The following is a 22,933-nucleotide window of genomic DNA, read 5'->3' on the forward strand; positions in this document are numbered from 1 at the left end:
CTTCCTCCTTCTGCTTGCGATTTAATAATGTGCGTAATTGAATAATAAGAATAAAGCAGTCATGACAATAAAGGATACGGCAATATTCCATTTGGAATAAGGAAGCAGCAGCTCCTTGTCCGGCTCCAATATTCTGGAGATTCGGTCATTAATGGATACATCTGCGGCGAATGGTGAAACAACAGCTCCAGTAAACAGGCGGTGATCCCGGCGACCTGATCTAATCAGCTTGATTAATGCGCCTCCGATTCCCACGGCAGAGCCTGACTGCTTGATCGCATAATTGTCGGCCAGAATCTCTCTGACCATCTTATAATTGGCTAGTATGTTTTTTAGTATAGGTACATATCCAAGGATGGATACACTGAGCGTTAGCAAAAAAGTCTTGAGCGGGTCATAATGACGCAGATGATAGTACTCATGATAGAGTACTGCGGTTAATTCCTGCTCATCCAGCATATCAATAAGCCCGGTAGATAACACAATTCTTCTGCGAAACATGCCAAAAGCAAGCGCAACTGGCTCGGCAGCCGATATGACGATCATCTGCTGCTCCAGGTGAAGATGCTTATACCGTGAAGCCAGCTCCTTGGACATCGTATCATCCTTAAGCCACCGTATGTACTTATGCACATTCATTGTTCTGACCGCATGCTTGATGATATAGAGCAGCATGAGCAGGAACGTGCTTAATACCAATACATTCAACAAGTGTATCAGCGACCATAGCCCAAGCTCTTTCATCCAGTGTGTACACCAGGTCAACAAATTAAATGTCATCGGAACATCCCAGATCATATGCAGACCGTACAGCCCCATCTGTATGAAAATAGCCGCCGTGATCGCCATGCCGACAGAGAACAACGTGAGGGAACGATAGGACCACATCACTGTCTCTCCTTCTTCCATTGTTCAATCTTCTGCTCCAGCTGTGAGATAAGTTCCGGGTCGGCCTCCTCGACAGCATCCAGCATATGGGCTACAGCAATCGAACCAAACTGATCCATAAGTTCCTGTGTGAGCTCCTTGGACTGTGTGTTCATGAACTCTTCTCTGGTCTCGACAGGCGCATATATCGATGTTCTTCCCTGCATTTCCTTCAGAAGCACACCTTTATCGACAAGCCGATTCATGACCGTCATCACCGTATTGAAGTTCATCACCTTATTCTCACCCAGCTTCATTTGTACTTCCTTGATGCTGAGCGGTCCCTGACTCCACAAGACATCCATAATCTTCGCTTCCAGTGGTCCAAAAAAACGGTTCAGTCCCTGCTCTCCTACTTTGAAGTGACTTATCTTCATGGCACACCCCTTCCACACTACCAATTGTAATGTCATATGGTTTGTTGTCAACCATAGGTGAGAAGCAATAATAGCCATGCAGGAATCGGAATTCCGCATGGCTATGATTAGCAATGAGTCCATTTTCATAATTACACTGGGCTTTCACCAACAGATACTAGAAATAGATTCAAATTATATTCAATTAAACTTCTTCCGTTACTTTCAATTCAACCGACAGGCCCAGACCTTCAGCGATACGTGTTCCGTATTCTGGATCGGCTTTGTAGAAGTGCTCGATTTGACGGCGTTTGATCTCCTCATATTGTACCGGCATCATTGAACCTACAATATTTGCGACCAAGCGAGTACGCTCATCTTCGCTTAACAGACGGTAGAGATCTCCGGCCTGGGAGTAATGATCCTCACTGTCATAGGATACTTGCGCGGCTTCTCCTGTTACTTCAAACGGAGTTTGCTTCGCGCTCGGATCCTCGAAGGGCCCGCCGAAGCTGTTAGGCTCGTAGTACATGGAACGGCCGCCGTTATCTCCTGTCGCCATGAAGCCGTCACGCTGATGATGATGAACCGGGCATTTCGGACTGTTCACCGGCAGCTGGTTATGGTTCGCACCTACACGGTAGCGGTGTGCATCACCGTAAGCAAACAGACGTCCTTGAAGCAATTTGTCAGGAGAAGCTTCGATACCAGGTACGAATGAACCTGGAGTGAAGGTAGCCTGCTCCACTTCAGCAAAATAATTCTCTGGATTGCGGTTCAGCGTCATCGTTCCTACTTCAATCAATGGATAGTCTTTTTGGGACCAGACTTTGGTCACATCAAATGCATCATAGCGATACGTATTTGCATCTTCAATCGGCATGATTTGAACATACAGCGTCCAAGAAGGGAAGTCCCCATTCTCAATAGCGTTGAACAAATCTTCTGTATGATAATCAGGATTCACGCCTGCAATTTGCTCTGCTGTAGCGTTATCCAGGTTTTTGATCCCTTGGTTTGTTTTGAAGTGATATTTAACCCATACGGCTTGACCTTCAGCATTCACCCATTTGAAGGTATGGCTTCCGAATCCATGCATATGTCTCCAGGTTGCAGGGATACCGCGGTCAGACATCAGGATCGTTACTTGATGCAAAGCTTCCGGAGACAGAGACCAGAAATCCCAAACCGAATTTGGATTTTTCAAGTGGGTACGCGGATCTCTCTTCTGTGTATGAATGAAATCAGGGAACTTGATCGCATCACGGATGAAGAATACAGGAGTATTGTTACCTACCAGATCGTAGTTGCCTTCTTCTGTATAGAATTTGACCGCAAATCCACGCGGATCGCGCTGAGTATCGGCTGCACCAAGCTCACCGGCTACAGTGGAGAAACGAATGAACATATCTGTTTCTTTACCTACCCCGTTGAACAATTTCGCCTTTGTATATTTGGACATATCATTTGTTACTTTAAATGTACCGAATGCGCCGCCGCCCTTGGCATGCACGACACGCTCCGGAATACGCTCACGGTTGAAATGAGCCAATTTTTCAAGCAGATGTACATCCTGAATCAAAGTTGGCCCGCGATGGCCTGCAGTCATTGAATTTTGGTTGTCTCCTACTGGAGCACCCCAGCTCGTCGTTAAACGTTGGTTCGTCATTTTGCTGCACCTCTCTAATTTTTAGTCTATTTATATGTGTATTTAGATCTGATCTAAATTTATGTATAGATTGTAGCATGGCTGCCGATTGGCTTGCATGAGGAACAAATGAACTTTTGAGCGCGGCACATGAACCTTATTTGCATCAGATGAAGAAGTGTGAAGATTATGGAAATTTCATGAACAGCTAAAGGTATTTAGAAACCGATTCGATTAAAAAATAAAAAGAAGTCTTTAAATGCAGTCAAATGAACTGTCATTTAAAGACTTCCTTCTAGTCCGCAAGCCGGTAGCCGACTCCTCTCACGGTAATGATATATTTAGGTGCCGCCGCTTGATCCCCAAGCTTCTTGCGCAGGCTCTTGATATGAACATCGACAACATTGCTGCCTCCGGTAAAGTCCGTCTCCCATACTCGGGAGAGCATCTCCTCGCGGGAAATGACAGAGCCCTTCGCGTTCATGAGAATAAGCAGCAGATCATATTCCGTCTTAGTCAGATGAATCTGGTTGTCCTGCTTATACACAAGCATGCGTTCCGTGTCCACTCTGAGGTCCTTGAAGGCCAGGCAATCACTATTGTTCGTCTTGGATGTGTGGTGACTCCGAGGTGTCCCGCGGCTAATAATCCGCTGAACATGATACAGTGCCTCATGAGGACGTCCAGGCCATACAAGCAGCTCTTCCTGAAGCAGCTCCGGTGCTGCCCCTCGAATGAAGTTCTCACTCACCAGGAACAAGGTTTGCCCCGCGGTTGAGTTCTTCAGCTTCAGCTGCAGATCCAGTGCATCCATCTCATCATATGACGTTACATCATAGATCAGAAGATCATGAGGAATGCTTCCGTATAATTCTGGCTCAAGCCGGTGGAACATCATCACGTCAAAACAGCGATCGGTCAGCAGCTTCACCAGATCATGAACTTGATTGAGCACTGGACTTACGAGCAGGATCCGCTTCGTTACTGCACAGAACGGCACCACAGGCTCCTCAGCTCGATTAAACATTTGAGCCGCCTTATCTTGCGATATACGGATCGAAGCGTAAGGATACTGATTAATGTTCGCTATTTCTGCTTGCTTTTGCATTCCGGACATACACCTCCAAATACAACATGTGCATGATCAATTTCATACCCTGTCTCTTGCGCTACCAATTCGGTCCAGCTCTCAGGAACATCTGTCATCACTTCGTCGACCTTACCGCATACTTCACAGATAATATGCTGATGGTCATCTGTTCTCGCATCGTATCTGCTGGCGGTTTCGCCCAGCTTGAGCTCTTGAATCAATTCCTTCTCTACCAGATACCGAAGGGAATTGTACACCGTACCATACGCCAGGTTATATCCTTCTTGGGACAGCATGGTCATTACTTCTGCTGCAGTAGGGTGATTATGTGATTTACGTACGACATCATAAACAGCTTGACGCTGCGTCGTTAAATTTAATGTTTTAGCCATAAGATCATCAGATCTCCTTCTATATGAAAAGAACTTATTTTTAGATTAAGTATAAATCTAAAGTCATAGGTAGTCAATCCCTGCATAAATTCCAATTCAGGGACTCAAAATAGGGTGACAATCACGAAACGAATAGGTTCAGTTCACAGATCGTTTTACCCAAAATGAGAAGAGGAGAGGTATACATGCTCAAAGCTGCAGGCGCTTTTATCGTCTTGTCCTTGCTTACCATCGCATTTGATATTGCAACCGACATCTTCTTTGGCCACGGCAAGATTGACTCTGCCTTTAATATTGATAATTATATTCTACGCCCGGCGGAGAAAAACACGCTGAAGCTCGTTGGGATCGTCGTATTTCTACATTTCTGCGGCAAACCGGTAGGTAAAGGCCTGTACAAACTGTTTAACCTCATCAACAAACCCTTACGCTCCGGCGCTCCTCCGCTGTCTTCGCTTATGAATCCAAGCGGCTACAAGCAGCAGACTGGGAAAAAAGAACAAAAATAAGGGGTGCACATAGTAGAAAGCAAGAACACCAAACTCAATTTGAAATATATAATTTCTCGCCATACTGTAAGACCATACCAGGAATATAAAGGCAACAGGAATAACTAGTTTTCGGTAAGGGATATTGAAAATATCGGATGCACCAATCAACACCGCTGTGAAATACAATGCGACTCTATAGAAATTAGTAATAATCATCGTCATTACGACCAAAATGTCTACCCGCTGGATAAAGTCAGAGATCTGAATGGTACTAATGGTGGATAGTACGGGAAAAGGTGATCCCTTCGCTATATTGAGCCCCAGAGAAGCAATATTTAGAAACATGGTCTGAGTAAGGAGCAGGCCTCCAATGATAATTGCAATGATGCCAATATAACCGCCTTTCTCAGGTCTGCGCATATATGGCAGCAGCATGAGGAAGAGGATCATTTCACCAAAAGGAACGATAAGGGTATCCGTCGTTATTGCCTCCCACAGGGGTCCGATCCCATCACCAAGTATGGGAAGAACATAATCAACATGGACTGAACCCGAGGCAAACAGCAAGACATTAATAATGAATACAATGGAGAAAATAAAAACCATGAGTAATACAGCAGTGCGTGCCAATACCTCAAAGCCTAAATAGGTCACATAAGCCACACAACAAATCATGAGTGTAGTAATGACGAGAAGGGGCGTACTATTCAGCAAAACGATGTTCACGAGATTGGAGCCTTCCCGCAAATTACGGGAGCCAATGTACATAAAATAGATAACATACATTAAGCCCACCGCAGTCCCTGCATATTTACCGAGTAATTTCCGGCTGATTGCCGTCAGAGGAAGTGTAGGGAAATGTCTGGAAATAGAGGCGTAGAACCAGAACAATACAGCCCCCAGAATCATACCGATCAGTGAGGCCATCCATGCATCCCTGCCTGCCGAGAAACCTAGATTGATGACCGCAGCAACACCTATTTCAAATAAAAGCATTAAGGAGATCATTTGTCCCGTACTGATCTGGTTTCTATTCATTCCCTAGTCCTCCCCTCCGCTGCTATATGGATTCGTACGTGTTAATGTGTTCATAATGACCGTTTTTACATCCACTTCAACTTTACTTTGCGAGAATTTCTCAGACCAGTCATCACTGTCTTCCCATTGCTTATATTCAGGAGAGCGGTTCTTCTCCAGCACATAGCCAAAACCAAGTACATCTGTACCTGCCTTCTGTGCTGCAGTTACAGCTGACATAACAATCTCCTTGGTCTTCTCACTCCAGGTTCTCTCATAGATTTCAACGACCTCCCCTTCATCCAGCTTCAGCGGACAAGTCACCTCATTAATCGTACCTTCCTGCTTCACATCAATATGAAAATGAGGTACCCCATCGACGACAGACGCTTTAATACTGGACTTATAGAAATAGGCTTCAATCCCGACAACTTCCGCGGGATCGATGTGACAGGACAGATTAACCATTGACTTCATCGATCTATTCTTGATAATCGCAAGACCCAGCGGCTCATCACCTTCCATCCACCCTACCAGCTTGTCTCCCTTGAACATGGCCATGCCATCTAATTTCGTGTAAGCAGACACATAAGAGCTTTCCGTATTTTCTCTCTCTTTACCTGCACTTTTGTCCCCTTTAATTACCACACCACTGATTGTGGGGCCACCCCCCGGAACAATCATACCCCGGATCGTTTCATCCACCTCTGACGAGAAGTTATGCGAATATTGCTTGGAGGCGAATCTGACCTTTTCCGCTATATTGTTGGCTGTAATTGGGCTTACCGGACTTGTAATGGCGAGCACATCTCTTGCCTTTGAGCCTCTAGCAATAAGAATCTGCATGGTAATTCTCGTCTCGGGATCTCGCTCAATGAGATCTATAAATCGGCCAATGCCTACATCCCTGGCCAGATCCTCGCTGATAATCACGACTTCTGCATGAGAGCACGACGATCGCCTCGGAATCTTCTGAGACATTTTGCTGACGACTTCCTGTAAGGTTCTTCCCTGATCCGAGAATACAAATGAAGGTGTGGAACCAATTTTCCGGCTACCCGATACCTCATTGGATACAACACCCTGAAATGAGAATTCATATACTCCCTTAGCATTGCCACGGTCCATTGCAAAGCCGGAAAGAATTAAGCGATCCTTCAGCTCTACAGCATCCCAGCAGCTCGTGAGGATCATCGACACCAAGGTAAGTACAGTGATAAGCAGCAGCTTCCGCTTCATATCAAGATCCTTTCTGTTTGTTTTTCCTTGCACTTTCATTCTTATCATCCGTTTTATCCGCGGTAACAGGCCCATCCTCCGTTACGACGTTATACTCACCGCTCCGGCTGCCGGGTCTCTGCTTCATCAAGGAAACGGGAAGCCTGAGAACGGCATCCTTCTGCTGCTTCAGTACGAAGGGACTAAACGGGGTCATGTACGGAACACCAAAGGATCTCAGACTATTCATGTGAGCGAGCAGCGCGATCAGCCCCAGCATGATGCCGTACAAGCCAAAGGTCGCAGCAAGTACGATAAATCCAAACCGAAATATACGTCCTGCGATCGCCATTGTATAGGTTGGAATCGCAAAGCTCGCGATACCTGTCATGGCGATAACAATCGTGAGCAGGGGACTCACAATGCCAGCTTCTACTGCCGCTTGCCCCAGTACAAGACCGCCGACGATATTCGCTGCCTGGCCTACCACGCGCGGCATTCGAACCCCCGCTTCTCGCAGAAGCTCGAATATCGTCTCCAGAATAATAGCCTCCACGAAGGAGGGGAAGGGTATCGCTTCCCGCTGTGATATAAGACTGTACAGAAGCGAGCTTGGAATCAGCTGATAATGGAAGGTCGTCATGGCAATATATAAGGACGGTCCCAACAGCAAAATGATAAAGCTGATGATTCTGAGCAGACGAAGCAGTGTCGCAATATCGTTCCGATCCGAATAATCTGCCGCGCTATGAAAAAAATGGATGAACACCGTAGGGACGATCAGCACAAATGGACTTCCATCGACAACAAGGACGACCCTTCCTTCAAGCAAACGGACTGCGGTTGTGTCGGGCCGCTCTGTGCTGTACACGGTCGGGAACGGGGTTATTGCCTTATCCTGAATAAGCTCTTCTATATTAGTCGAGTCAAAGACCCCGTCAATCTGGATTTCATCCAGTCTCCGAAATACCTCGGCTACGACGTCTTCATCGGCAATTCCGTCCATATAAACGATGGCAACACGAGTGTTGGACTTATAGCCAATCGTTTGGTAGGTAACTCGCAAATCAGGACTATGAATTCTTCTCCGCAGAAGGGACACATTAATGGACAGCGTTTCAACGAATCCTTCCTTGGGTCCACGGACGACAGACTCCGTCTGCGATTCTGTAATCGCCCGGAATTCTCCGCCGGCTGTCACGATATGAAGCACGTCTGTGCTGTCCTCGGTCAATACGAGTGTATTTCCGAGCAGCAGCTTGTCCATCATATCTTCCCAGTCTTTGCAGTACTCCACGGTACCAAGACTGAATACTTTCTTCGTCAGCCCTTCCTTTAGAATATTCTTGCTGTCTTTACCGTCCGTGATTTCATCCAGCTTGAATTCGGAATTCAGCAAGGAACGAATAATAAAGTCATTAATCGTTTCTTCCTTTACCAAACTGCTGATATATACGATGGCAATAGATATACTGGGACTCGTTCCTATTTCCAGTTTTCGTATCGTGATATCACTACTATTCCCATTTTGGATTAGAATTCCATCGAGCATCTGCTGAAGATTCCCGCTGAGCTCATCAAGCTTGGCCTGAGGTGCTTGAGAAGATTGAGATGCTTGAGACGATTGAGAAGCTGGAGATTCAGAAGAAGTCTCGCTATTAGAGGCATCAGAGCTCTGATCTGATGGGTCACTGCCATTGGAGACATACTCACTCCCTGCAGAAGCTTGTTCCGACTGCTGCTGATCCGATGACTCAGGAGCTTGATCATGACTGTTGTTGCTATTCATATACTGAGCAGTACTTCGCTCTGTATTTTGGACTGAGTCCTCGCTCGTATCTTGTGCAGATTGGTCACTGGACGATTTTGGCTTGAGCTTTTTTAAGTATTCACTGCGACGATGACGTTTCAAGCTGCTCCCCTCACTTCCAAAAAACGTATATACTGATTCTTACCATCCAGTATTTACTTTATGTATGGATTTATAAAACGATAAAAAAAGCTTCCTGAATATTCAGGAAGCAGCTGTTTATATTTTATTAAAATAGATTCCATTGAACAGGAGTGCGATATCCCCTATCGCGCGATATATTCGCTTTACTATTTATTGATTCAGAATTCTGCTGAATTCGATCGATATCCTACTTATGCTCCGGAGAGAATTCCTTCGATCCGTTCCAGAACTTCCGTCTCTAATTCAATTCCAGAAGCACCGATATTTTCTTTGACCTGCTCTGGACGGCTTGCACCCACAAGTGCACTGGATACATTCGGCTGACGCAGAATCCAGGCAAGGGCCAGCTGACCCACCTTAATATCCAGCTCGCCGGCAATGTCGATTAACTGCCGTACCTTCTCAATCCGTTCAGGGCTCATTTTCTTGTCATCCCATCCGAGCCTTGCAGCACGGCTGTCTTCTGGAATGCTGTCTGTATCGTTATATTTACCAGTCAGCAGCCCTTGTGCCAGTGGAGAATAGACGACTTGTCCGATCCCCTTCTCCTCACCAAGCGGAATAATCTCATCTTCAATGTAACGCTCAAACATATTATAAATCGGCTGGTTCACGACGATCCGATCAAGCAAATAACGGTCTGCAAGACCCAGCGCGGCCTCCATCTGAGCTGCTGTCCACTGGCTGACTCCGACATACAGCACTTTGCCTTGGCGAACCAGATCATCCAGTGCTCTCAGTGTCTCAAGCAGTGGCGTTTCTGGATGGAACCGGTGGCAATAATAGATATCTACATAATCGGTGCCGAGCCTTCTAAGGCTTGCTTCGCACTGCTCCATAATGTGCTTCCGGGAGAGGCCTTGATCATTCGGGCCCTCGCCCATCTTGCCGAACACCTTGGTAGCCAGCACAAAGGACTCCCTTGCGTAATTCTTCAGTGTCTTCCCCAGCAGCTCTTCGGCTGCTCCGCGTTCATATACATTGGCTGTATCAAAGAAGTTGATCCCCGCATCGTATGCAGTTTCAATGGAACGAACCGCGTTCTCCTGCTCAACGTATCCTCCATACGTGAGCCAGCTTCCAAGACTGATCTCGCTGACCTTCACACCGCTGCCACCTAATCTCCGGTACTTCATGCGTGCCATTCCTCCCTTGAAAAATATGTATCTGTTTCCTTTTTAATATAAACCTTCGGCTTTGAAATGAAAAGGAAAGCGACAATTCCTATAAGCCAAAATAAAAAACAAAAAATCCGGTACAACAAGCGTACCGGATAGCGGATTATGCATCACCTACAACAAAAACGTTCCTATGACGAGAGAGACCCCGATAATAATGGAGCGAAGCAATTGAGCCACCGCCATATTCCCTTTCTCAATCTCTTCACACACTTTGAACTTCGGCGTTATAAAATCAAATACAAGATATACAAGAATAAGTACAACAATACCCACTACAGACCAGATAAGCATATCTACCCATGAATGCGAGCTGAAGGAGACCATCGCCACGATAATACACAGTCCAAGCAGCTTGCTGCCCATGTATACCCCGGCCGCTTCATTCCCACCTCTAATTTCCTTCCCGTCATCAAACCGGGTAACCTTACTGAACAGGGTGTATCCGACGAACAGGATAACCAGGATCAGGACGATCCCGATAGCCACATTCAGCAAATCAACTCCGAAATTCTCCATTTTCTAATGTTCCTCCTTCATATATATAGGAAATGCAGCCGGACAATAATAAGCCATATCCCCTGTAATTCTACCGCCTACACGTGGGAGCAGCCCTGAATATTGACCCCCAATAACATAAACTCCGGTCAATAAGTATCCGGAAAAAGGACCGTCTTCCGTATGTACCTGCACATTTTCCATCTGACAGCGCAGCTGATAAATGAGCGGCTGATTTCCGTAATAGTTCTGAATGTCCTCCCGGCTGTCTTCCTCGCTCTGACCCCATTCCGCTTCCGTCAATTGGCCTGCCTCATCAAACAGGGAAGTGCCCTTGCCTTCTCTGCCCCAATATCCCTTAGCAACATAAGCCTGGCCCTGTTGAATAAATAATGCAGGATTGTAATAGGTTGGGAGCAGATACTGCTGTATGGCCTCCAGCTGCTGATCCGTATAGAGAGGTTCACCCAGCAGGTCACTTGCCTCTTCGTGCCGTTCATATAGTGACCAGATTAGAGCCATGAAGCCTTTGCTCTGCGTGAGTATGCTTTGGGCCGGGTTAATAAGACCTAGCTTCCCCTCTTCTACCAGCTCAAGCATCCATTCTCCAATTCTGTCCTCTGTATCCTCAGATTCGTCATTGACCAGATACTCTAATGGATACAGCCGATATAACACCGGTATGCGTTCACCCTCGGAATACAGCCCCTCACCTCGGACGATTTCCAGCTCAGATAGTGGAACATAGCAGGCATCATAGCCCATTTCTTGAACGATCTCCATCAGATACTCGGTGTTGCGCCGATCCTCCACATGCCATTCATAGCAGGTAAATACGACGCGGCCGCCAAGTCCAATCGATTTATAATGCTCAAGCAGCTGGCGAAAAGCGTGCGCAATATGCAGTCTCATCTTCCCCGAAGTGGCCTGCAGCCCGCAAGTATGACTCTCGAGCCACCGGTGCTTGTCGACAAATAGAATATCCGGGCGGTTCTCTTCGATATGCCGGTTGTATAATTCGGTAACCGTAAGCGACGGATCCGAGCCGACCGGAAGCCCGATCACTTCGAATTCGACGTTCGGGTAATAACTTTTAAACAGATTCCCGTAATCCTCATGGAACGACTGCTCGTCCCAGTACATCACCTTTAACGACGCCTGTTCGTCCTGCTCGAACGTTTTCCATTCCCCTCCGCCGTCCGGCTTCGAAGCGCATCCCCCGGCTATTAGCGCTAGAGCGGTTGCGGCGATCAGCATCACGTGCCTCTTACTCAACGGTATCCACCCCCGGTTTTAGCTGCGCAATGATGCCATTTTATTACAAGTGTGCGGAAAATTCAGCGCATCGAGGAATAGTCCGTTGATTAATGTAAGAAATGCCTCGTTTGTATCATGTTAACGGCGCCTGGATTTTGCGGAATCCGCTTCTCATCTTTTCTGTCCGAAGCTATACTAGATGGATCAGAATGATGGAAAGGAAGCGAAATTCAGCATGCTCAGGCTCGTCAAAGCCTCGATGATCGTTCCAATCGCGCTGGCGTTCATACTCTCCGTCTCCCTTCTTCCGCTGCTGCTTCAGCTGGACGGGGACGGCGGCTCGCTTCGGCTGCACTGGTCGCAAAGCTTTGCCGCCTTAAGCGACTACTTAGGCGGACTCGGATCGGGGGATTCCTTCCGCTTCGTCTCCGGCAAAAACGAATACTCCTTCTGGGAGCGGATCGGCGCTTCCTTCAAAGTGTCGTTCTTCTATATTTCCGCCGGAAGCCTGCTCGGCATGACGCTTGGCCTGATAATCGGCGTTTACTTCGCCCTCTCCAAGGCCGAATGGCTGAAACGGATCGTCGAGCTGCTGGGCGCGCTGCCTGACTTCGTAATGATTATGCTGCTGCAATTCGCCGTCGTCTTCATCGCATCGAAAACCGGAGCCGTCGTGTTCCAGGTCGCCAGCTTGTCCACGGACGATCCCGCGATCGCGCTGCCGCTGCTCTCTGCCACGATCATTCCGGCCAACTACATGATCCGGAACGTGGCGATGCAGATGAAGCTTACGCTGAGCGAGGATTACATCGGCTTCGCCAAAGCGAGCGGATTAAGCAGAATGCGCATCGTCTTCCATCATGCCCTGCCCAACGTGCTTCCCTTCTTCAAGGCGGATCTGCACAAGCTGCTCGGCATTCTCATGGGCAACATTTTCGTCGTGGAATATTTGTACAACCTCAATGGAGTGACAATGTTCCTGTTCTCCGACGCTTTCGGCTTCGGCGGGTACCAATACGCGCTGGTCGTTAATGGATTAATGACATTAATTGTTCTGTACGCCGTCGTATACGCGCTGATCAGACTGTATCTATGGGGATGGGAGAAGGTGATCGCCCGATGAACAAGAGCTTGCTGGCCGGACTGGCGATTACCGTCCTGATTACGCTCGGCGCCCTGTTCGGCGGATATTTGTCGCCCCACGATCTGCAAGACCAATTAAAAGTCGAATATATCGTGGACGATCAAGGCAAGGGAACAGTCGTCGCTCCTCCTGCCGCTCCGGGCAGCGAATATCCGCTCGGCACGGACAAATACGGCTACGACCTGCTGGCCAAGCTGCTGGACGGCGCGAAATATACGCTGTTCCTGTCCTTCGGCATCGCCTTGGCGCGCGTATTCGCAGGCGGTCTGCTCGGCATGCTGCTCGGCTATTTCGGAGGGAACAAAGCGGACAAGCGGTCCGCGGGGGACTCCTGGAAGGCGCTCAACGGCATTCCGATCTTCCTGATCACGTGGCTGCTGCTGATCGGCATCTCGATCAATTCCTCCCTGTCTCCGCTGCAGCTTTCCGTGCTGCTCGGAATCGTGCTGACGGCGGTCGGGGTCCCTTCCGTCCTGTCGACGATCAAGGATAAGACGCTCGTCCTGCGCGACCGGCCTTACGTGCTTGCCAGCGAATCGCTCGGGGCCGGGCATTGGACGATCGTTCGTTCTCATCTGTTCCCGTTCCTGAAGGAAAGCTTCCTCATTTTGCTCGTGCAGGAAATCGTGCTCGTGCTGACGCTGTTCGGGCAGCTGGCGATCTTTAACCTGTTCGTAGGCGGCACGACGATGTACATGGACCCTCCCGAGTATCATAGCCGCACCAACGAATGGGCCGGTTTGATCGGACAAGCCCGGGGCTTCCTGTACGTGAATCAATGGATTCTGTTCATTCCCCTGGCTTCCTACGTCCTGCTGATCATGGGCTTCCAGCTCGTTTCCAACGGACTTGAGCAGCGCTACAAGCGGACCTACGCCAAGCATTCTTATCTATAAGAGGATGTTCAAAAAGTCAGCTTTTGATGACGAAGTAGAGCAGGAAGGGAATTCGACATCGAATCTTGAATTCAGCCGGGCTTTCCGGTGCTCACGTAGGTTTTCCTACGCTCCGCTCCTCAATCCCTAAGCTTCATCCAACCTTCTCGGTCCTGAAAAGCCGACTTTTTGAACACGCACTATAAGAAAGTACATTGGAGTAACAGAGGCGTCCCTTCCGTCGTCCGAAACGGACCAAGGGACGCCTTTTCTTTCTGCGTCTTCGGCAACACCTAACATTTTTATACGTTCCCCTTACTTTTCTTTATGTTCGCGGGACCGAATAGTTCTTATGATGAACATGCAGGTTAAAAAAAGGAGGTCCGATTCCATGTTACGCAAAAAACCTTTGTTCGCCGCGCTAGCGACATGCGCGCTTCTGCTGTCCGCTTGCGGCAACGCGAACGACTCCAAGTCGGGCTCTGGCGCAGCCAGTCCCAGCGCTTCGGCCAAAGCTTCGGAGAAACCGAGCAACGTTGAACTCAGAATGGCATGGTGGGGGTCGCAAGAGAGACACGATAAAACGCTTGCCGCCATCGAGCTGTTCGAGAAACAGAATCCGAACATCAAAATCACGGCCGAATATTCCGGCATGGACGGCTACTTCGACAAGCTGAACACGCAGATCGCCGCGGGCAACGCTCCGGATCTGATCCAGATGGGCGGCAACATCATGGAGTACGTCGGACGCAACGCGCTGCTCGACTTGCAGCCGTATGTCGGCAATGCCATCCGCCTGGAAGACTTCGATCAAAGCTTGATCAACGAAGCGACCGCGGACGGCAAATTGTACGGCGTCACGCTGGGCGTCAGCCAGACAGCCTTGCTGTTCAACGCGACGATGTTCAACAAAGCCGGCGTTCCGGTCCCGAACGGCGAAAGCTGGACGTTCGACGACTTCAAGAACAGCGCGCTGCAAATCAGCGAGAAGCTTGGCAAAGGCTTCTACGGCTCTTACGATCTGTCCAGCGACAACGCGTCCTTCACCACTTACCTGGCCGCCCACGGCAAAGAGCTATATCGCAGCGGCGAGCTCAAGTTCGACAAGCAGGACGTGGTCAACTGGTTCTCGATGTGGGACGAGCTTCGCCAAGCCGGAGCGATCGTACCTGCGGAAGTTCAAGTCGCCAATCCGCCGGATGCCGTCGACAAATCGTTGATCGTGAAAGGGCAAGTCGCCATCCAGGGCGCATCCGCTTCGCAAATTTTCGGTTATCAAGCTTTGACGGAAGACCAGCTCGGCCTGCTGCCGAACCCTGCCGGTCCTGCCGGCAACGGCATGAGCCCTCCGGTGTCCGGACAATTCATTACTTCCTATGAAGGAACGAAATATCCGGAGGAAGTCGCCAAGTTCATGGACTTCATGGTCAACGATCCGGAAGCGGCCGCTATCCTGGGCAGCACCCGCGGCGTTCCGCCTTCGGCGAAAATCCGCGACGCGCTGTCCGCGGAATCGACTCCGATCGACAAAATTCTGTACGACTACATCTCGCTCGCGACGAAGATTTCGACGGGCAACGGATACGAGCACTTCCCTTATGACAACGAATTCATCAAGCTTCTGAAATTGACGAGCGAGAAAATCGCCTTCGGCGCAGCCTCCATCGATTCCGCTTCGGAAGAATTCATGACGGAAATGCAAAAAATGCTTGCTAGAGCAAACCAATAGAAACGGGATTCTTTGCGGGAGCCCCCACGGCTCCCCTTTTTTTCCCTTTAGGGGTCCATCCAACATTTTGACGAAAATATACTCTAAGGATTTTTCTATATAAAAAAGCCAACGTTTCTTATACTTAAGGAATCACCGACTATTTGAGGTTGATCTTATTTCCGATTCTTTTCTCTTTTATATTCTTGGTAATCCCCCTAGCCCTTGCAAAGTAGGGAGGGTTTGCTTCTTTTGGATGGAATCATTTGGATAGATTGAGGCTAATAAATTTCAAGGTTTCTTAGCGTACGCTTTCCGCGTTTTGTTGGCAATACCCCGGTTGACTGTCCAGGGCAAGGGGAGCGAAAACCCGTCCTCCTGCATATATCAAACATAGGGTAGCTACACCTCCTTTGTCATGGACCTTACCTTGTCTTGCCGAGAGCGAGACAAGGTCTTTTTTTGCCCATTTTCTGTGTATTTGATAGATGGACAAAAATTTATAGGTAGATTCGCCGTTTCCGAGTTAATAGCAGGCAAATATACTAAAGGGTAGTCAACTACCCCCATCAAAGGAGAGGATAGAAGTAATGACAAAGGAATTTAGAAAAAGAAAAACAACCTGCAAAAAAAAATCTTCCCAGCAAACAGCGTGTAGCTGTCATCGTAAAAAACACAAACACCGCAAGCCGCCTGTCAAAGTGACGATTTCCTTAGCCAAGGCGATCGACAAGGCGATTGCCAAAAGCCTTGCTAAAAACCTTGCTAAAAACCTTGCTAAAAACCAAGCTCATGCCATTAGTAATGCCACAAGCACAAATGATAACGACAGCGGATCCACCATTAACGATCAACTTACAAGCGAAAGTGGCGCTAAAAATCATTCGGAAAGCGACAGCGACTCGAAAATTTTCGAAAAAGTCGATAACCAAAGTACGGCAACGAACGCCACTAATACCGATAGTGACTCTACCATTAACGAAACGGTTAATTCCACCAGTGGTGCAACCAACACCAGTGATAACGATAGTTCGGCTACTGTCAATGACACATTAACAAGCACAAGCGGCTCGAACAATACCTCTAATACCGATAGTGACTCTACCATTAACGAAACGGTTAATTCCACCAGTGGTGCAACCAACACCAGTGATAATGATAGTTCGGCTACTGTCAATGACACATTAACAAGCACAAGCGGCTCGAACAATACCTCTAATACCGATAGTGACTCTACCATTAACGAAACGGTTAATTCCACCAGTGGTGCAACCAACAACAGTGATAATGATAGTTCGGCTACTGTCAATGACACATTAACAAGCACAAGCGGCTCGAACAATACCTCTAATACCGATAGTGACTCTACCATTAACGAAACGGTTAATTCCACCAGTGGTGCAACCAACAACAGTGATAATGATAGTTCGGCTACCGTGACCGATACATTAACCTCAACTAGCGGCTCGAACAACGCATCAGACGCCACCAGCACTTCGTCATCGGGTGATAGTACCTCCACCAATGGAGATAATACCTCCACCACAAGTAGTGGTCCTGCGGCCAACTCATCGGATACGGACGCCACCAGCAGCTCAGGTGATAGCACATCAACGAATGGTGATAATACGTCAACCACAACAAGTGGTCCTGCAACAAACTCATCGGATACAGATGCTACATCGAGTGCAATGACAGTTCCTCAACCACTGGCGATAATTCATCCACAACCAGTGCCACTGCCACCACAGGTGATAACACCTCTACGCCTACAGCAACAGCGTCGACAGGCGATAATACTACCACCAATACCTCCAATGCTGACAACTCTTCAACGAACGACAACGCAAGCACCGCCAACAGCACGTTAAACTCCACCAGCTGCGCCACCAACGAATCCACGAATACCAGTGAATCCAACAACACCTTTGACTACAACAGCGCCTTAGTGAGCACGGCAAACGGGTTAGCGAGCTCGGCAAACAACTCGGCAAACACCGTCTCCAATGGCAACAACTTCACCGTTGGCAATCAAATTCAAATTAGCGACAATTCCGTGCTTTTAGCCTTATTGCTTTTGTTTTGCAAATGCCGTACCTGCTGTAACTGTCAGCCTTCTAGCGGATCAACAAGCGGCTGTACCTGCGGCACGTCGGGGACGACGAATTTGGAAGGGATTATTTCCAAACTGCTCGATGATGAAAAAAATAAACAACAGCGCATTTTTGATATGTTAAACCAAAATAATTCAATCGCTTAAGGAGGCGTTTACCCATGCTTGAAAACAGTTCAAAAACCACGTTCACGATGTCTCGCAAAAACGGAGAAACCACACTTTCGGTGGCGATCAACAATGGCAGCGACGAAGAAAAAAATATTAACATGGTCGTCAAAGACAGTGCAAACGGCAATGTATTGCCAAGTGTGATCGATGGCACAGCCATCGACAACGGGGTGACGCTGGAACCTAAAGCAATCAAAAACATGGTGATTGATACCACAAACGCCATCGGGCAAATTCTCGTGGAAATGGCAGGTGCAGGGAGGATGACAATGCGTCAAAAAAGTTCGTCATCCGGTGGCAAAACAAGCAACATCATCGAATTGATATTAAAATAAAAAATATGCTTCGTGAAGTATCGCGCAGAAACGATTCCTATAGCGCGATTCGTTGCCGATTCATTTGCTGCACGAGTGTTTCCTCGGTTGCGCAAATCGTCTCTACGAACCATCATGAAGGAATGATCTCCTAATATTAAATGACCGCTAATTAAGATTAGCGGTCATTTGGTGTTTTCAAAGCATACACTTGATGTCCGCTAACTCATTACGACCGCTGAAACAACAGGAAGGTGAGTGATCGGTAGTCCGGGCGGTGTAGCCCGGACTATTGGGCTTAGAGTAAGAAAAAACGCTAAGCCAGGTACATCCGAAGGCTTAGCGTATATTATCGTTAAAATGTTGGCGGTACCCCTCCTTGAATATGGATTCGACTTGCGTTGTGCGCGGCCTCTCGCATGGCCTCATCATAATACAGTGTTTTCCGAGGTGTAAAGTAGGTTATTGGAGAATGCCAAGCTTGTGTTATGAAAAGGCAATCCCGTTATATCCCGTAGCAGCGAATCTCGTAGACCGCCGCTTCCGCGCCTCCGTTGGATGCCAGGAAGACGATGCGGATGCGCTCCGTCCGTACCGGTCGGGAGAGTCGATGAGACACGCGGCGCTGATAATTGCCGAACGTCTCGTGGACGCTCTCCCAGCCCCCGGCGGTCCAAGCCTCAATTCTGTAGTCGCGCGGACAGTCGGGTTCGCGATAGTAGGCGGGATAACGGTTGTGATCCTGAAGCAGATGTCCCGGAAAAGTCAGCTCGACCGTCCCGATCTCCCGCGTCTCGCGCCATCGCAGCTCCAGCGTCTGCGGAAGCGGCAGGCCTGGCGCCGAACGCCACAGGTTGACGGTCCGATGCGGCCGGGTGACGCCGCTGACCGTCTGCGCGGCCGAATAGATCGGCTGGGGCGGACTGACGCGGAAGCTCATCGTCCGTCCGTCGTCGTGGCTGCGCAGGCGGCCGGGCTCCAGTTCGCTGGCCGACGGAAGCCCGGGGTGCACGGCATTGGCGCGGCGCCAGATCAGCCCGCGGCCGTTCAGCAGATCGAGCCGGACATAGCCTTCTTCCGGAAGGCCGCTTCGCGCGTCCAGCCGCGGCAGCCATCGAATCCAGCCTTCGCAGGCCGGCGGAACTTCCAGTATGGCTGCGGCCAGCCGGTTTTGCTGCCGCACGTCGTAATCCCAAATATGCCCGGTGCGATGCAATTCGGCTTCGAACGAGAGCGGATGGTCGCCGCGATTCGCCACCCAGACGTCCAGATGCTCCAGTTCGCCCGCCGCGACGGCCACCCACTGGCTGCGACGGATGTCCAGCGCCTCTCCCTCGTCTCCCGGCTCCGTCTCGGCAAGCTCCGCCTCGCTGCTGGCCGTCACCTCCGCCTGCCGGGCGAGGTCGAGCGGATCGACGTTCGCTGCGCCCGGCAGGAAACAGCCGGCCCGCAGCAGCGTCTGCTGCACCTCCGCAATGGCGTCCGTCCCCGGCACGTCCGGGACGGGAATGCCGCGCCTAAGCGCGACGGCAGCGGCGGTTCCTGCCGCCTGGCCCATAATGGCAGTCGTCGACATGACGCGGACGGTGCCGAGCGCCGCGTGCGTGACGCTGACGTTGCGCCCCGCCATCAGCAGGTTGTCGATATCCTTGGCGATCAGAATGCGCAGCGGAATGCCGTAGGGGCTGACCAGCTCGGCCGCTCCCGGCAGCTCGCTTGTCGGCGCGAGCAGCCCTCCGGGGATGTGCAGGTCCAAATACCACCCGCCATAGGCGACCTCGTCGGCAAACTTTCTGCCTTCCAGCACGTCATGCTCGGTCAGCAGATAACGGCCCATTATGCGCCGACTTTCCCTTTTGCCCGGCACCTGGCCGATCCAGTCGAGCGCGTAATTCACCGCCTTGTCCCGGGTCAGCGGGTCCTTGTTCTTGATCCAGTCCCATACGCCCAGCACATGGCGCGTCAGCTCATGGCGGATCGTCTCCGCGTCGTGTATCGTATCCCAAGGCGAACCCAGCTCGAACCACCAGTAACCGGCGCGAATGTCGTACGGTCTGCGATTGTGCGCGTAGAAAAAGGCGGGATCGTCATACGCGACGGCCCATTCGGGGGCGCGAAACGGAGCCGGCCGCCCCGTATCGCGGGCGCGGAAATGGATCGAGCTGCCCATCGTGTCGCCGCTTGCGCGCTCCGGAGCGTGGGGCTCGCCGAATTCGTCGCGGCTCTCGCTGCCCATCCGCCACTCGTTGCCCGCCAGCGCCGCGACCGTGCCGTCCCCGGTGCAATCGATGAAGACGCGGCCTTGCAGCCGCAGCTCCGTCTCCGCCCCCGCGACTCTCGCGGTAACGGCGGCGATGCGCCGGTCTCCATCCTTTTCGACCTGCTGCACGGAGGTGTTCAGGTACACCGTCAAGTTCGGCGTTCTCATCGCCAGATCGTACAACGTCATATCCCACACGCTGTTCGTCCAGCCGTTGTTGTGAAACTGCTCATGGTTGTTCGCCCGATCCTCGCACGTCACCTCGGTAATGATTCCCGTCTCTCTGGCGTAGGCATGAAACCGTCCGGCGCCGTGCGGCGTCACGCGAATTTCCGACGAGCTGTTGCCGCCCAGCACGGGTCGATCCTGCACGAGCGCGGTGCGCGCGCCTTCCCGGGCCGCTGCCACCGCCGCGCTGAAGCCGGCCAGTCCGCCTCCGGCGACCACGACGTCGTAGCTCGCTGATTTGCTGTTCATCGTTGTCCTCCTTATCTGTTGTCCGACGCATAACGCGTCTCTCTCCGCAGCACCGCCTCCGCCACCTCTACCGACTGAATCGCCGTGCGGATTCCTCCAGTCGGCTGCATGCCCGCGCGGACGGCGTCGAAGAAGCCGGCATTCTCCTCGTAGAAGCCGTTGGTTACGAACGGCTCGGCTTCCGACGCCCAATGCTTCAGCTCGCGGTTGCCTTGCAGCAGAACGCCTCCGGGCGAATCGTTCGACGTCCAGAACGGAAGCCGAAGCAGCAGCGTGGCGTCTTCACAGTTGATCGCCGCCCTCTCGTATACCGCCCCCGCCGCCGGAAAATAATTCAGCCGGAACGTCGCCCCGGACTGAAACTCGCCTTCCAGCGAGACATTCGTCACGCGCGAACCCAGATGCGGGAGCGGGCGATAGCTCAGGCGAATGTCGCGGTAATCCGAACCTGCCAGCGTTCTTAGCGCGTCGATGCCGTGAATCGCGGTGACGGACGCGTCCTCGTCGTCGGTTCGGCCAACCCGGCTGATGTCGTAAGCGATATGATGCAGCCGTCCGGCTTCACGCCACTCCTTCAGCGCGTCGACCGCCTGCCCGATCAGCGGCATATATCGGCGGTTGAACGCCACCCGTGTCGGAATCTCGCCGCCGTTCGGCCGAATCGCGGCTGCTGCGATGCGCAGCGCTTCTTCCCGCGTCGTGCCGGGAGGTTTCTCCAGCAGCAGCGGGTAGCCTTGGCCTAGAATCGATGCGGCCAGCTCCGCGATGTACGGAGCGGGCACGAGCAGGCAGACGGCGTCTGGACGCTCCGTCTCCAGCGCTTCCTCCACCCTCGTGTACGCCCGGCGAAAGCCGAACTCCTCGGCGAATTTGGCCGCCCTGTCCGGATCGGCGTCCACGCAGGCAGCCAGCTCCGTATCCGGCCGTTCCTCCCGGTAACGCCGGTACGCCGGACCATGCCCTCTCCAGGCGATGCCGCCGCATCCGATCACGCATATTTTAAAGGCCATCTTCGGACGCTCCTTTCCCGGCCGCTTGCTCGGCCCGCCGCAGCGCCTCCAGCTCGCGCGGCAGATGCGTCTCGCGCGGCTCCCATTCGTACCACTCCCCGCTCAGCCAGCCCGTATAGCCGATGCCGTTCAGCGCCCGGATGACCTCGGCATGATCGACATCGCCGCTGCCGATGGCGCGGTAATGCGGATGCCCGGTGCTCCCGGGCGGTTTGCGGACGCCGTCGTGCACATGGACGTGGCGGATCCACGGCCCCAGCGCGGCGACGGTTTCCGCGGGCGATGCCTCTCCTTCGTGCTGCGTATGAAGCACGTCCCAGAGAGCCGCAACGCTTGGATGACCAACCCGCCGCAGCACCTCTGCCAGCTCGCCAGGGGCAGACCAGTCGTCGTGCGTCTCCAGCAGCAGAACGACTCCATGCTCCGTCCCGCTTGGCGCGAGTCGGCGCAGCGCCTCCACGATGCGTTCCCGCGCTTTGTCCCGGCTGTCTCCCGCCGCAATCCGGCCGCAAAACAGCCGAACATACGGAATCCCCATATCCGCCGCCAACTCAATGGCTTTCTCGGCAGCGTCTATCTGCGCCTCGCCCTCCTCCTCCGCCGCCGAGAACCGGCTGGATACGCCGAGCGCCGTCAGGGCGACTTTTGCCTTCTCCGCCAGCCGTCTCAAGCTTTGGCGCGCTTCCGTGCCGGCGTCGATTTCGATGCCGTGACGATGTCCGACTCCGGCTCGTACTTCCAGACCACCGTAGCCGTAGCGACGAGCCGCTTCCAGCAGCTCCGGCAGCGTCAGCGTCGGGGCCGATGCCGTATTGAACGCGTATTTCATCTGACT

At 51.2% G+C, this 22,933-nt stretch carries 20 protein-coding genes; 6 read left to right on the forward strand and 14 right to left on the reverse strand.

What is annotated here, in order from left to right; all coding sequences use genetic code 11:
* Positions 1 to 21: 21 nt before the first annotated feature.
* From PUW25_RS23225 to PUW25_RS23245, 5 genes are all read right to left on the reverse strand, one after another.
* Entirely contained in the window at positions 22 to 909 is an 888-nt protein-coding gene (locus tag PUW25_RS23225) for a M56 family metallopeptidase (RefSeq protein ID WP_274338470.1), read from the reverse strand.
* Entirely contained in the window at positions 888 to 1,304 is a 417-nt protein-coding gene (locus tag PUW25_RS23230; protein WP_047912456.1) for a BlaI/MecI/CopY family transcriptional regulator, read from the reverse strand. Before PUW25_RS23230 ends, PUW25_RS23225 begins: the two co-directional genes overlap by 22 nt.
* Positions 1,305 to 1,488: 184 nt before the next feature.
* Entirely contained in the window at positions 1,489 to 2,952 is a 1,464-nt protein-coding gene (locus PUW25_RS23235) for a catalase (protein WP_047912457.1), read from the reverse strand.
* Between the two features lie 274 nt (positions 2,953 to 3,226).
* Positions 3,227 to 4,039 (reverse strand): response regulator transcription factor, encoded by an 813-nt coding sequence (locus tag PUW25_RS23240; RefSeq protein ID WP_274338471.1) that lies wholly within the window; start codon positions 4,037 to 4,039, stop codon positions 3,227 to 3,229.
* Complete coding sequence (locus tag PUW25_RS23245; RefSeq protein WP_047912458.1) at positions 4,018 to 4,413, reverse strand: Fur family transcriptional regulator; 396 nt, start codon at positions 4,411 to 4,413, stop codon at positions 4,018 to 4,020. The genes PUW25_RS23240 and PUW25_RS23245 overlap by 22 nt, the downstream gene beginning before the upstream one ends.
* A 185-nt stretch (positions 4,414 to 4,598) precedes the next feature.
* Here PUW25_RS23245 and PUW25_RS23250 point away from each other — a divergent pair, with 185 nt between their 5' ends.
* Positions 4,599 to 4,922: a hypothetical protein gene (locus PUW25_RS23250; RefSeq protein ID WP_047912459.1), complete on the forward strand. Its 324-nt coding sequence runs from the start codon at positions 4,599 to 4,601 to the stop codon at positions 4,920 to 4,922.
* Here the strand turns inward: PUW25_RS23250 and PUW25_RS23255 are convergent.
* The 6 genes from PUW25_RS23255 to PUW25_RS23280 all read right to left on the reverse strand — a co-directional run bounded on the left by PUW25_RS23255 (position 4,839) and on the right by PUW25_RS23280 (position 12,044).
* The gene (locus PUW25_RS23255) at positions 4,839 to 5,942 is read right to left on the reverse strand and encodes a GerAB/ArcD/ProY family transporter (protein ID WP_047912460.1); all 1,104 of its coding nucleotides are present in this window, start codon (positions 5,940 to 5,942) and stop codon (positions 4,839 to 4,841) included. The two genes, PUW25_RS23250 and PUW25_RS23255, sit on opposite strands and share 84 nt — an antisense overlap.
* A gap of 3 nt (positions 5,943 to 5,945) precedes the next feature.
* Positions 5,946 to 7,199, reverse strand: coding sequence for a Ger(x)C family spore germination protein (locus PUW25_RS23260; RefSeq protein ID WP_047912461.1), 1,254 nt, complete (start codon positions 7,197 to 7,199; stop codon positions 5,946 to 5,948).
* On the reverse strand, positions 7,162 to 9,051 hold the full coding sequence (locus tag PUW25_RS23265; protein ID WP_274338472.1) for a spore germination protein: 1,890 nt from the start codon (positions 9,049 to 9,051) through the stop codon (positions 7,162 to 7,164). The genes PUW25_RS23260 and PUW25_RS23265 overlap by 38 nt, the downstream gene beginning before the upstream one ends.
* 233 nt (positions 9,052 to 9,284) lie before the next feature.
* Complete coding sequence (locus PUW25_RS23270) at positions 9,285 to 10,229, reverse strand: aldo/keto reductase family protein (protein ID WP_274338473.1); 945 nt, start codon at positions 10,227 to 10,229, stop codon at positions 9,285 to 9,287.
* Between the two features lie 156 nt (positions 10,230 to 10,385).
* Positions 10,386 to 10,790 (reverse strand): DUF350 domain-containing protein, encoded by a 405-nt coding sequence (locus PUW25_RS23275; RefSeq protein ID WP_274338474.1) that lies wholly within the window; start codon positions 10,788 to 10,790, stop codon positions 10,386 to 10,388.
* 3 nt (positions 10,791 to 10,793) lie between these two features.
* Positions 10,794 to 12,044 (reverse strand): glutathionylspermidine synthase family protein, encoded by a 1,251-nt coding sequence (locus PUW25_RS23280; protein ID WP_274337641.1) that lies wholly within the window; start codon positions 12,042 to 12,044, stop codon positions 10,794 to 10,796.
* A gap of 181 nt (positions 12,045 to 12,225) precedes the next feature.
* Between PUW25_RS23280 and PUW25_RS23285 the strand changes: the two genes are divergently transcribed.
* From PUW25_RS23285 to PUW25_RS23305, 5 genes are all read left to right on the forward strand, one after another.
* The gene (locus PUW25_RS23285) at positions 12,226 to 13,149 is read left to right on the forward strand and encodes an ABC transporter permease subunit (protein ID WP_274337642.1); all 924 of its coding nucleotides are present in this window, start codon (positions 12,226 to 12,228) and stop codon (positions 13,147 to 13,149) included.
* Positions 13,146 to 14,066 carry an ABC transporter permease gene (locus PUW25_RS23290; RefSeq protein WP_158223753.1) on the forward strand — a complete coding sequence of 307 codons (921 nt, stop codon included), beginning with the start codon at positions 13,146 to 13,148 and terminating at the stop codon, positions 14,064 to 14,066. The genes PUW25_RS23285 and PUW25_RS23290 overlap by 4 nt, the downstream gene beginning before the upstream one ends.
* 370 nt (positions 14,067 to 14,436) lie before the next feature.
* The gene (locus PUW25_RS23295) at positions 14,437 to 15,774 is read left to right on the forward strand and encodes an ABC transporter substrate-binding protein (protein ID WP_274337643.1); all 1,338 of its coding nucleotides are present in this window, start codon (positions 14,437 to 14,439) and stop codon (positions 15,772 to 15,774) included.
* Between the two features lie 569 nt (positions 15,775 to 16,343).
* A complete protein-coding gene (locus tag PUW25_RS23300; RefSeq protein WP_274337644.1) occupies positions 16,344 to 17,624 on the forward strand; it encodes a serine-rich family protein in 1,281 nt (426 codons plus the stop codon).
* A gap of 403 nt (positions 17,625 to 18,027) precedes the next feature.
* Entirely contained in the window at positions 18,028 to 18,372 is a 345-nt protein-coding gene (locus PUW25_RS23305) for a hypothetical protein (protein WP_006211803.1), read from the forward strand.
* Positions 18,373 to 18,856: 484 nt separating this feature from the next.
* Here the strand turns inward: PUW25_RS23305 and PUW25_RS23310 are convergent, their stop codons facing one another.
* From PUW25_RS23310 to PUW25_RS23320, 3 genes are read right to left on the reverse strand one after another with little or no spacing between them, the layout of a single operon-like run.
* A complete protein-coding gene (locus tag PUW25_RS23310) occupies positions 18,857 to 21,088 on the reverse strand; it encodes an FAD-dependent oxidoreductase (protein WP_274337646.1) in 2,232 nt (743 codons plus the stop codon).
* Between the two features lie 11 nt (positions 21,089 to 21,099).
* Positions 21,100 to 22,098 (reverse strand): Gfo/Idh/MocA family protein, encoded by a 999-nt coding sequence (locus tag PUW25_RS23315; protein WP_274337647.1) that lies wholly within the window; start codon positions 22,096 to 22,098, stop codon positions 21,100 to 21,102.
* On the reverse strand, positions 22,088 to 22,927 hold the full coding sequence (locus tag PUW25_RS23320) for a sugar phosphate isomerase/epimerase family protein (protein WP_158223754.1): 840 nt from the start codon (positions 22,925 to 22,927) through the stop codon (positions 22,088 to 22,090). The genes PUW25_RS23315 and PUW25_RS23320 overlap by 11 nt, the downstream gene beginning before the upstream one ends.
* Positions 22,928 to 22,933: the final 6 nt, after the last annotated feature.

This window comes from Paenibacillus urinalis, assembly GCF_028747985.1.
GTDB classification, from domain to species: Bacteria; Bacillota; Bacilli; order Paenibacillales; family Paenibacillaceae; genus Paenibacillus; species Paenibacillus urinalis.

What these genes read in the sequence shown, in the direction of transcription:
- PUW25_RS23245 (WP_047912458.1), bottom strand. Translation starts at nt 4,413, where the DNA reads ATGGCTAAAACATTAAATTTAACGACGCAGCGTCAAGCTGTTTATGAT.
- PUW25_RS23235 (WP_047912457.1), bottom strand. Translation starts at nt 2,952, where the DNA reads ATGACGAACCAACGTTTAACGACGAGCTGGGGTGCTCCAGTAGGAGAC.
- PUW25_RS23240 (WP_274338471.1), bottom strand. Translation starts at nt 4,039, where the DNA reads ATGCAAAAGCAAGCAGAAATAGCGAACATTAATCAGTATCCTTACGCT.
- PUW25_RS23250 (WP_047912459.1), top strand. Translation starts at nt 4,599, where the DNA reads ATGCTCAAAGCTGCAGGCGCTTTTATCGTCTTGTCCTTGCTTACCATC.
- PUW25_RS23310 (WP_274337646.1), bottom strand. Translation starts at nt 21,088, where the DNA reads ATGAACAGCAAATCAGCGAGCTACGACGTCGTGGTCGCCGGAGGCGGA.
- PUW25_RS23290 (WP_158223753.1), top strand. Translation starts at nt 13,146, where the DNA reads ATGAACAAGAGCTTGCTGGCCGGACTGGCGATTACCGTCCTGATTACG.
- PUW25_RS23305 (WP_006211803.1), top strand. Translation starts at nt 18,028, where the DNA reads ATGCTTGAAAACAGTTCAAAAACCACGTTCACGATGTCTCGCAAAAAC.
- PUW25_RS23295 (WP_274337643.1), top strand. Translation starts at nt 14,437, where the DNA reads ATGTTACGCAAAAAACCTTTGTTCGCCGCGCTAGCGACATGCGCGCTT.
- PUW25_RS23300 (WP_274337644.1), top strand. Translation starts at nt 16,344, where the DNA reads ATGACAAAGGAATTTAGAAAAAGAAAAACAACCTGCAAAAAAAAATCT.
- PUW25_RS23230 (WP_047912456.1), bottom strand. Translation starts at nt 1,304, where the DNA reads ATGAAGATAAGTCACTTCAAAGTAGGAGAGCAGGGACTGAACCGTTTT.
- PUW25_RS23270 (WP_274338473.1), bottom strand. Translation starts at nt 10,229, where the DNA reads ATGAAGTACCGGAGATTAGGTGGCAGCGGTGTGAAGGTCAGCGAGATC.
- PUW25_RS23275 (WP_274338474.1), bottom strand. Translation starts at nt 10,790, where the DNA reads ATGGAGAATTTCGGAGTTGATTTGCTGAATGTGGCTATCGGGATCGTC.
- PUW25_RS23225 (WP_274338470.1), bottom strand. Translation starts at nt 909, where the DNA reads ATGGAAGAAGGAGAGACAGTGATGTGGTCCTATCGTTCCCTCACGTTG.
- PUW25_RS23255 (WP_047912460.1), bottom strand. Translation starts at nt 5,942, where the DNA reads ATGAATAGAAACCAGATCAGTACGGGACAAATGATCTCCTTAATGCTT.
- PUW25_RS23285 (WP_274337642.1), top strand. Translation starts at nt 12,226, where the DNA reads ATGGATCAGAATGATGGAAAGGAAGCGAAATTCAGCATGCTCAGGCTC.
- PUW25_RS23260 (WP_047912461.1), bottom strand. Translation starts at nt 7,199, where the DNA reads ATGAAAGTGCAAGGAAAAACAAACAGAAAGGATCTTGATATGAAGCGG.
- PUW25_RS23320 (WP_158223754.1), bottom strand. Translation starts at nt 22,927, where the DNA reads ATGAAATACGCGTTCAATACGGCATCGGCCCCGACGCTGACGCTGCCG.
- PUW25_RS23315 (WP_274337647.1), bottom strand. Translation starts at nt 22,098, where the DNA reads ATGGCCTTTAAAATATGCGTGATCGGATGCGGCGGCATCGCCTGGAGA.